We start from the raw sequence: 6,631 nt of genomic DNA, 5'->3' as shown, positions 1-6,631 counted from the left end.
CCGGTAAACCCGGCTCGGTTCAAGACTCTAGGGGCGAAGACCAAAGAGAACGGCGAGAAGCGTGATCGGCTCGAAATTGAACTGTCCCGGCTGCCTCCGGCCAGCAATATCGTTCTGCACCCGACGGCCATTGCGGCCTTCGCTCAAAGACTCATGCAGAAAAGTTCGAACCCCCACCGCTCTAATCGTGCGAAGTTGGAAGTCGCTCTGGGGCTGATGGATGACATGGGCGAGCTTGGCCCAGTGCTCCGCGAACTGATCCACTCAATCACAGTCCATGAGGAGGGCGGTCATATCAGGATTGATGTTAAAGGCCATCTAACACCGTTCTTACGGAAGGATGGCAATCCCCTGAAAGATACGGACGCTGTGGCGATGGTAGCGGAGGAGGGACTCGAACCCCCGACACAAGGATTATGATTCCTCTGCTCTAACCAACTGAGCTACTCCGCCGCCTGCAAGGTCCGGAAGCGAACCAAGCGGTTCACGGTGCGGCCTCGAAGAGACGGGCGGATATAAGGTGGCTGTGTCCGGCCTGTCAAGCGGGGTTTCTCTTTCCCGCAGGAATTTGTGTCGGCCCTATTTATCGCATAAAGGAAGTGTCCATCTGGCGGGCGCAAGGGTTGAGTCGCGGGGGCGGTGCCTATATGTGTTCGCAGCGCCAGGATATCGGGCCAAGGATTTTATGAAACCGCGTATTGCAGTTCTCGGATGTGGCTATTGGGGATCGAACCACATTCGCACCCTCAAGTCTCTCGGTGTTCTCGCCGCTGTCTCCGACGCCAATGCGGCCAGGGCCGAGGGCTTCGCCAGCGAGCATGATTGCATCGCCATCGCGCCGGAGGATCTTTTCGATCATCCCGACATCGATGCGCTCGTCCTCGCGCTGCCACCACAGTTCCATGCCGAATACGCCATGCGGGCCATGCGGGCCGGCAAGGACGTGCTGGTGGAAAAACCCATTGCGCTGACCGTCGCCGATGCCGAAAAGGCTGTCGCCGTTGCACGCGAGGAAAAGCGTATCATCATGGTCGGCCATGTGCTGCGCTTCCACCCGGCCTTCGAAAAGCTCAAGGCGCTTATTGACCAGGGCGATCTCGGCGAGGTGCGATACATCCATTCGCACCGCCTGGGGCTCGGCAAGTTTCACACCGAAAACGACGCCCTTTGGGATTTGGCCCCGCACGATCTTTCCATGATCCTCGCAATCACCGGCGCCTCGCCCGTCGAGGTGCGTGGTGAGGGCGCGGCTCTGCTCGATCATCTGAGCGATTTCGCACATGTGCACATGCGCTTTCCCGGCGGCCTGCGCAGCCATCTCTTTATCTCCCGTCTCAATCCCTATCGCGAACGTCGCCTGACCGTGGTCGGCGACAAGGCCATGGCCGTGTTCGACGATGTGGAGCCCTGGCCGCGCAAGCTGGCGGTCTATCGGCACGCGGTTTGGCAGGACAGCGGGCACTGGGCCTTCACGGCCAATGAGCCCGCTTATGTGCAGGTGGAGGAGGGAATGCCGCTCACGCGCGAGCTGGAGCATTTTATTCATTGCATCGAAACGCGCGAGGCGCCGCGCACCACAGGTGAAGAGGCGATAGAGGTGCTGCGCATCCTCACCGCCGGTTCCGTTGTGCATGGCGGCCGCGTCAATCAGCCTTCCTGATATAGTCGACCGCGTTATTGCGGCATGTATCCCGGAGCGGGAAACGGTTCCTGGAAAGGACATGCGCAAGATCACGGCATGACGCGCGTGAGCTTGGCTTTGCAAGATGAGGGGTTGGACGCGCCGGCATTTCCCGGCATTTCATCGTGCGAGGCGCGCTTGTCGCCCGTGCCCGGTCCCGGCGGCTGGTGTTCTTGTCAGAAACTCAAGCGGTGGCTGCGAGCCGGGTCAGCTGTGCCTCGGCTTCGCGGCCACGTTCGGAGCGCTCGATGAAACCGCCGCCCAGAACGCGCGCCTCATTGGTATCGTCTGAATAGAGCACGCAAGCCTGACCGGGGGCCACACCCGCTTCACCTTCTGTCAGCTCGACCCATGTAATGCCATCGGCATGATGAAGCACGGCCGGGCGGGGAGGGCGTGTGGAGCGCACCTTGGCGAAAACTTCCATGCCGTTTTCCAGACCGTTTTCGGACGGGTCGTCGAGTGCGCCATCTCCCAGCCAGTTGACCTGGCGCAGAAAGACCTTGTGAGTCTCCAGCGCTTCGCGCGGTCCGACGATGACGCGGGCATGCTCCGCATCGAGATGGACCACGTAAAGCGGTTCGCCCGTTGCGACGCCGATGCCGCGGCGCTGGCCGATCGTATAGTGAAGGACGCCGTCATGGCGGCCCAGAACCCTGCCATCCAGATGAACAATGTTCCCCGGTGTGGCGGCCTCGGGCTTCAGTTTTCCGATGATATCGGAATAGCGCCCGCGCGGCACGAAGCAGATGTCCTGGCTGTCCTGCTTGGTGGCGACGCTCAGGCCCATCTCCTCGGCGATGGCGCGCACCTCAGGCTTGGAGAGCCCGCCGAGCGGGAAGCGCAGATAGTCGATCTGCTCCTGCGTGGTGGCAAAAAGGAAATAGCTCTGGTCGCGATCCGCATCCACCGGGCGCATCAGGGCGCGATGGGCGCCATTGGCGCGGCTGCGAATATAATGACCTGTGGCCAGCGCATCGGCGCCGAGTTCGCGCGCGGTTTCCAGAAGATCGGCGAATTTGACGGTCTGGTTGCACGAGACACAGGGGATTGGCGTCTCGCCGGCCACATAGCTCTGTGCGAAGGGATCGATGACGGCCTCGCGGAAGCGCTGCTCATAGTTCAGCACGTAATGCGGAATTCCAAGGGTCTCGGCAACCCGGCGCGCATCGTCGATATCCTGGCCGGCGCAGCAGGAACCGGGTCGGTGCGCAGCCTCGCCATGATCGTAGAGTTGCAGCGTGACGCCGACTACATCGTAGCCTTCCTTGGCCAGGATACCGGCCACCACCGAGGAATCGACACCACCCGACATTGCCACGACGATGCGGCAATCCTGCGGGCGTCCGGGCAGGTCTAGGCTGTTCATGAGCTTGATCTTCTTTGTTCTGCAATGGCCGGTTACATGTCAATGCGGCGAATATAGGTCAAGCAGGTGCTTGTCGCCACTCTTGCGCGTTCATAGGCGTTAACTTTTCCCGATGCCTTGCTGTGCAAGGGTTTCTGGCGGGAACAGAGTCAATTTGAAACAAACCTGCAGCTAATTCCTAACGCCGGATTCATGTCCGTTACTTTATGCTTACCATGTGCTTAGGCAAATTTTAAAGCCGGCACATTAGTTTGTCCTCTGGGTCTTGGTTTCAGGTAGAGAGTACGATGACCGAAATGGTTCGACCGCGCGTAAAATACGTTATCGGGCCGGATGGCAGCCCGCTGACGATTGCGGATTTGCCTCCGTCCAACACGCGACGGTGGGTAATTCGCCGCAAGGCAGAAGTGGTGGCGGCGGTCCGGGGTGGGCTGCTGAGCCTTGAGGAGGCATGTCAGCGCTACAGGCTGACAGTGGAGGAATTCCTGTCCTGGCAGGCTTCCATCGAAGATCATGGCCTTGCCGGGCTTCGCACGACGCGTATCCAGCAATATCGCCATTAAGGAACGGCGCCAGCCGGTTCTTCTCCAGAAAAGTCCAAAGGCACAGCGGTTTTCTTTTGTCGTGAAAGAAAACCGCTGTGCCTTTGCCGTGTCCGGAAAACGACAGCATTGTGCGTCGCTTCGGAAGCACCGGAAGCGCTGGGTCTTTCTTTATATATCATCATTCGGATGTCGGCTGCGTTGCGCGAGTAGTGGCACAGCATTCAACAAATCATTCCGGCACGCGGCGGATTAAAGTTTTGCGCCTGCAAAACCGGGTCGAACCGGTCGTTCTCAATTTCCTGACGACAAAGGCGCGGACAGAGCCGCGCCTTGATCAATGTCAGGGTATGGGATGATTATCGGGACGTGAACGGAGGGCTCAACCCGTCATGGCGCGGCTGGAACCATTTTCACGCCCTTTGCCGTCACGACTTTCAAGGGCCTCCGCCTTGGCCAGCTCTGCCTCCGCCTCCGTCAGCTCGCTCTGCGCGCTTTCGCGCTGCTGAACGAGCTCTGCCTGCGAGGTACGCAGATTGTCGCGGCGCAAACGGGCAGCCTTTGCGAATGTCGGATAGGCGAAATGATTGAGATCTGTGATCCCCGCCTTGGTTTCCTCGGATATGATTTGAGCATCGAGCTCCCCGGCCATGCGGTCGAACTCGGCAATCATAGCGTCGAGCTGGGCCAGACGGCGGCGTTTCTCGTTCACCTGGAACAGCTTAAGTCGAACGAGGTTTTCACGCGGTTTCATCATCGATACTCCCGGATACGCAATACACAGCCGCCTTTCGGCGCTACCCAACCCTTTCAATTCAGCCCGAAGCGTCCAGGCAGCCGATTGTGGAAAACAAATTCCTAAGATTCGGCCGCCTTGGTAACCATTCGTTTACGGGCATTGTTAATCATAAGGGCGATCGCTTAAGGCACGGTAAAGATTGCGCCTCGAAAAAGCATCGAATTGAGTTTGTACGAGAGTCGCTTAGCGGTGATTGCTCATGCTGACGAACATTTATGCGGGAAGAGGATTCGCAATTGGATTCAAGAGGGTGGGCCTAAAAGCTGAAATATGTTCGTGGCGCTTGCCAGATGGAATTAGATTTTGTTAACCATTAACTGGCAGCCTCCGATTCAGGCAAATCACTGCTCCGGTGCCGGATGCCTGCCAGGGCCGGTTCGGCAGCGGAAAGGGGAAGAATATGCGCGTTCTGCTCATTGAAGACGACAGTGCTACCGCACAGAGCATTGAGTTGATGCTCAAGTCGGAGAGCTTCAATGTCTATACGACCGACCTCGGAGAAGAGGGCGTCGATCTGGGCAAGCTCTACGATTACGATATTATCCTTCTGGATCTCAATCTGCCGGACATGTCCGGTTACGAGGTTCTGCGGACGTTGCGCCTTTCCAAGGTCAAGACGCCGATCCTTATCCTGTCCGGCATGGCCGGTATCGAGGACAAGGTGCGCGGTCTGGGCTTCGGGGCCGACGACTATATGACGAAGCCTTTCCACAAGGATGAGCTGATCGCGCGTATTCACGCCATCGTTCGTCGTTCGAAGGGCCATGCCCAGTCGGTCATCACGACCGGCGAACTGGTGGTCAATCTCGATGCCAAGACGGTCGAGGTCGCGGGCCAGCGCGTGCATCTTACGGGTAAGGAATACCAGATGCTGGAGCTTCTCTCGCTCCGCAAGGGGACTACCCTTACCAAGGAAATGTTCCTGAACCACCTTTATGGCGGCATGGACGAGCCGGAATTGAAGATCATCGACGTCTTCATCTGCAAGCTGCGCAAGAAACTCGATGCGGCTTCCGGCGGACAGAATTTCATCGAGACTGTCTGGGGCCGCGGCTATGTGCTGCGCGAGCCCGAGGAAATTCGCGAAAGCGCCTGACGCGCAGGCTTTCCCTTTTCGCTTTCCGCAAGACCCGGCCTTTCGGCCGGGTTTTTGTTTTGGCTGCAGGAATGTGCTCCGATTTTTCGGGCGGGTATTCGAGCCAGCATTTTGAGCCAAGTTTTCGAGACCGCATTAGCCGGCTTGTCGTGAACGCAAATTTTGTTATGTAGTGTAACAATCTTGGTGTCTCCGTGCGGCCGGGCTTGGGTTCGGGCTTCTCCTGCCGGAGGGTTTGACGAAAGCCATTCGATGTCTCGCGTCCCGACAGTCGTTTCCCTGTCCGCAATTCCTCCGCGTTTTTCTTCGCTTAGACCGACACTTCGTTCTCTCCTTGCGCAGGATCTGCCGGTGGACGAGGTCAGGCTTTACATTCCCGAACGGTATCGCCGGTTTCCCGAATGGAACGGAACCTTGCCGGAGGTGCCGGCTGAGGTGACCATCCACCGAACCCCGGCCGATCTTGGTCCTGCAACCAAGCTGCTACCCGTGTTGCGCGATCTGGAGGGACAGGCAGTCGATGTTCTCGTATGCGACGATGACAAGCTCTATCATCCTGGCTGGCATGGCCGTTTCAAGCGGGCGCGTGAAGAGCATCCGGATGCCTGCATCGTCGAGGTGGGCGAGACCTTTCCCGATATTGCAGACACGATGCGCCCGGCAGACCGGCTGCCACGGGCGCGGTGGCGGCCCAAGGACTGGCGCTATCGGCTGATCCGGCTTCTCACGTTCGGGCGTTACAAGCCGAGTGCTTTCGAAAACAGCGGCTATGTGGACCAGATATCCGGCTATGGCGGGGTTATGGTGCGTCCAGGCTGGCTTGGTCCGGAAGCATGGGACATTCCGACCGTTCTGTGGACGGTCGATGATCCGTGGATTTCCGGCCATCTGGAGAGGGCGGGGATTCCTATCTGGCTGAATGCCAGCAACAAACTGCCCAAAGATGCCGGAACGGGCCGGATTTCAGCCCTTCTGTACCATGTGGAGGAGGGGCGTGGGCGCGTGGAAGCGGATCTGGCAGCCATTGAGTATTTTCGCCAGACCTACGGAATCTGGCTGCCGGCGGGGCCGGTCGAAGGGTCGCGCAAGCGCATGACGCCTTCCATGCGCAGGCTGGTGGAAGAGGCCCGTGCGAAGGGCTGAC

Annotated in this window: 6 protein-coding genes and 1 tRNA gene; 4 read left to right on the top strand and 3 right to left on the bottom strand. The window is 58.8% G+C overall.

What is annotated here, in order from left to right; genetic code table 11:
• Positions 1-376: 376 nt before the first annotated feature.
• Positions 377-453: transfer RNA gene (locus tag NA8A_RS06540), tRNA-Met, on the bottom strand.
• 232 nt (positions 454-685) lie between these two features.
• Here NA8A_RS06540 and NA8A_RS06535 point away from each other — a divergent pair.
• Positions 686-1,660 carry a Gfo/Idh/MocA family protein gene (locus NA8A_RS06535; RefSeq protein ID WP_009449862.1) on the top strand — a complete coding sequence of 325 codons (975 nt, stop codon included), beginning with the start codon at positions 686-688 and terminating at the stop codon, positions 1,658-1,660.
• A 205-nt stretch (positions 1,661-1,865) separates the two neighbouring features.
• Here NA8A_RS06535 and mnmA read toward each other — a convergent pair whose 3' ends face one another.
• Positions 1,866-3,050, bottom strand: a complete 1,185-nt coding sequence (mnmA, locus tag NA8A_RS06530) for a tRNA 2-thiouridine(34) synthase MnmA (RefSeq protein WP_009449861.1) — start codon at positions 3,048-3,050, stop codon at positions 1,866-1,868.
• A gap of 287 nt (positions 3,051-3,337) precedes the next feature.
• On the opposite strand from mnmA, the gene sciP reads away from it, so the two are divergent.
• Positions 3,338-3,613, top strand: a complete 276-nt coding sequence (sciP, locus tag NA8A_RS06525) for a CtrA inhibitor SciP (RefSeq protein ID WP_009449860.1) — start codon at positions 3,338-3,340, stop codon at positions 3,611-3,613.
• Positions 3,614-3,974: 361 nt separating this feature from the next.
• Here the strand turns inward: sciP and NA8A_RS06520 are convergent, their stop codons facing one another.
• Positions 3,975-4,346: a hypothetical protein gene (locus tag NA8A_RS06520; RefSeq protein WP_040671986.1), complete on the bottom strand. Its 372-nt coding sequence runs from the start codon at positions 4,344-4,346 to the stop codon at positions 3,975-3,977.
• A 445-nt stretch (positions 4,347-4,791) separates the two neighbouring features.
• Here NA8A_RS06520 and ctrA point away from each other — a divergent pair, with 445 nt between their 5' ends.
• Both ctrA and NA8A_RS06510 read left to right on the top strand, forming a co-directional pair.
• Positions 4,792-5,487: a response regulator transcription factor CtrA gene (gene ctrA / locus NA8A_RS06515; RefSeq protein WP_009449858.1), complete on the top strand. Its 696-nt coding sequence runs from the start codon at positions 4,792-4,794 to the stop codon at positions 5,485-5,487.
• A 252-nt stretch (positions 5,488-5,739) separates the two neighbouring features.
• Positions 5,740-6,630: a glycosyltransferase family A protein gene (locus NA8A_RS06510; RefSeq protein WP_009449857.1), complete on the top strand. Its 891-nt coding sequence runs from the start codon at positions 5,740-5,742 to the stop codon at positions 6,628-6,630.
• The last annotated feature ends 1 nt before the right edge of the window (position 6,631 follow it).

Source organism: Nitratireductor indicus C115 (assembly GCF_000300515.1).
Lineage (GTDB): Bacteria > Pseudomonadota > Alphaproteobacteria > Rhizobiales > Rhizobiaceae > Nitratireductor > Nitratireductor indicus.
This window is presented reverse-complemented; position numbering and strand designations above follow the sequence as displayed.

Excerpts from the sequence above, each read along its gene's own strand:
- ctrA (WP_009449858.1), top strand. The coding sequence starts at position 4,792 with ATGCGCGTTCTGCTCATTGAAGACGACAGTGCTACCGCACAGAGCATT.
- NA8A_RS06520 (WP_040671986.1), bottom strand. The coding sequence starts at position 4,346 with ATGAAACCGCGTGAAAACCTCGTTCGACTTAAGCTGTTCCAGGTGAAC.
- NA8A_RS06510 (WP_009449857.1), top strand. The coding sequence starts at position 5,740 with ATGTCTCGCGTCCCGACAGTCGTTTCCCTGTCCGCAATTCCTCCGCGT.
- NA8A_RS06535 (WP_009449862.1), top strand. The coding sequence starts at position 686 with ATGAAACCGCGTATTGCAGTTCTCGGATGTGGCTATTGGGGATCGAAC.
- mnmA (WP_009449861.1), bottom strand. The coding sequence starts at position 3,050 with ATGAACAGCCTAGACCTGCCCGGACGCCCGCAGGATTGCCGCATCGTC.
- sciP (WP_009449860.1), top strand. The coding sequence starts at position 3,338 with ATGACCGAAATGGTTCGACCGCGCGTAAAATACGTTATCGGGCCGGAT.